3 protein-coding genes are annotated in these 1,919 nt (G+C 41.9%); all 3 read right to left on the reverse strand.

Annotation, left to right across the window (positions count from 1 at the left end):
* Positions 1-311: 311 nt before the first annotated feature.
* Positions 312-788: an SMI1/KNR4 family protein gene (locus ACFSW8_RS13295; protein ID WP_377090644.1), complete on the reverse strand. Its 477-nt coding sequence runs from the start codon at positions 786-788 to the stop codon at positions 312-314.
* Between the two features lie 151 nt (positions 789-939).
* Entirely contained in the window at positions 940-1,302 is a 363-nt protein-coding gene (locus ACFSW8_RS13300; RefSeq protein ID WP_377178469.1) for a hypothetical protein, read from the reverse strand.
* A 136-nt stretch (positions 1,303-1,438) separates the two neighbouring features.
* Positions 1,439-1,846, reverse strand: coding sequence for a hypothetical protein (locus ACFSW8_RS13305; RefSeq protein ID WP_377178471.1), 408 nt, complete (start codon positions 1,844-1,846; stop codon positions 1,439-1,441).
* Positions 1,847-1,919: the final 73 nt, after the last annotated feature.

The raw sequence follows: 1,919 nt of genomic DNA on the forward strand, positions 1-1,919 counted from the left end.
ATTCAATATCAGGCTTTCCGTCTACTACAAAAAAGCTCGTAATCGACCTTAACTACGTGCCATTCAGGTCAGACAAATTTTTTCTTTCAACAGAATCGCTTTCTTCTGCTATGGGCTGTTCTGAACAGTTAACGACTAATACGCATATAAGCGTGAGGAAGATTTTTAATTTTAGCATAACGTAAAGCACACCGCACCGCTGACAGGGGATGTACTGTGATTTATTGTTTACGGATAGTGGGTTGGAAGTGGTGAGCGGAGCTCAACCGCGGTCAGCGGTTGGGTGCAGCGTCTTGTTATCCAGAGTTGATCTATGTGGTCAGGAAGTCACGTAGAGAGGAATCGATAGGAATTAGAAATTCACTCCAGTTCTGATCCTCATCGAATTCGTATGATTCATGTTCGAATGTGTAGAATCCATCCATCAATGAGCCATCCTCTGAAAACAGAAAACCTGAATAATCTCCACAATCCCAGTCAGCTATGGCTACGAATCTCTCTGCTAAATCTGTATGTGTTTCTTGGAACCAATCTACAGCATCATTGGTGATCTTCTTAATTTGATCTAGAGGCACTATGAACCAATCAATTCCGTCATCTGATTGAATTCCGTAGCCATTATGAGCGCTATAGAAGCTTTTGAATTCTGTTCCTAAATCTCTTCCTAAATCATCGCCAAATTTTGACAAATCGGCATCGCTAGCTGCTACACCTAATACTTTTGAGTCTAGGTCTCCTGAGTGACCTTCTTCGTGGAATTCAGTGATAAGTTCGGACCAAGTTTTCATTTTATAGGATAACGTAAAGCACACCGCACCGCTGACGGGGGTGTACTATGATTTATTGTTTACGGATTGGGGATTGGAAGAGGGGAGCGAAGCTCAACCGCGGTCAGCGGTTGGGTGCAGCGTCTTGTTCGACAAAACTGATGAGCAGACTCTATTCTGATTTCAGTTTTTCTATGATTTCGCTCCATGGTGGTTTTATGATGAATCGGTTGTTTAGAAACACCTCGCCAGTGAACGAATTCACAAGAAGTTTAGATTCATAATTTAATTTATGGTCAACCTCTGCAGTCCAAAACTTACCATTCTTGGTAATATTTGTTATGCTGTGTTCTGGGCCTAAATATGCTCTGCAATATGCAGACATTAATATCGCCGCTTCTTTCTTGTCTAACTGATCTTTCAGTTCTATCGACTCAATACCTTTCAGAATCTTATCAATGTCCTGAGGTGGACATGCCGTTAAAATTCCTGTAATTGAGAGGCTTATAATGCTCAGTATTGTTATGAGTTTCATTTTCAGTCGAACGTAAAGCACACCGCACCGCTGACGGGGATGTACTGTGATTTATTGTTTACGGATTGAGGGTTGGAAGAGGGGAGCGAAGCTCAACCGCGGTCAGCGGTTGGGTGCAGCGTCTTGTTAGCCAGAGTCAATTTAGTAGGGTTGTGACTTCGAATTTGCCTTCAAATGCAGCAATAACTTGTGTCTTCTTATGAATAATGATTACGGACGTCTTATCAACTCTACCGTCGATCAAGGTGTTATCACTAAGCTTAATCCAGGCAGATCCTTCCAAGATTATGAACTTCCCGTTATCAGATACTTTCTTAGCACCATGGTTTGCTCCTATAGTACTCTTTAAAAGGTGGATTTTTCTAGTGTCTGCAGGATGTGATATAGCTGTGAGCGCCTTATGACTTTCGATCAGGTCTCCTTTATCGAGATGTGTTGTAATAGATTTTAACTCCTGTTCTGACGGTATCTGAGTAGTTTCGATATCCTCAGCTAAGCTCAGCGAACTAGTAATTAGAGCGAACGATAGAATAAGGTGTTTCATTTTAGGCTAACGTAAAGCACACCGCACCGCTGATGGGGGAATGTACTGTGATTTATTGTTTACGGATTGTGGA

This window comes from Rubritalea tangerina, from assembly GCF_042683245.1.
Taxonomy (GTDB): Bacteria; Verrucomicrobiota; Verrucomicrobiia; order Verrucomicrobiales; family Akkermansiaceae; genus Rubritalea; species Rubritalea tangerina.

Bases quoted from the DNA above. Each gene is read 5' to 3' on its own strand.
- ACFSW8_RS13295 (WP_377090644.1), bottom strand. From the start codon at position 788: ATGAAAACTTGGTCCGAACTTATCACTGAATTCCACGAAGAAGGTCAC.
- ACFSW8_RS13300 (WP_377178469.1), bottom strand. From the start codon at position 1,302: ATGAAACTCATAACAATACTGAGCATTATAAGCCTCTCAATTACAGGA.
- ACFSW8_RS13305 (WP_377178471.1), bottom strand. From the start codon at position 1,846: ATGAAACACCTTATTCTATCGTTCGCTCTAATTACTAGTTCGCTGAGC.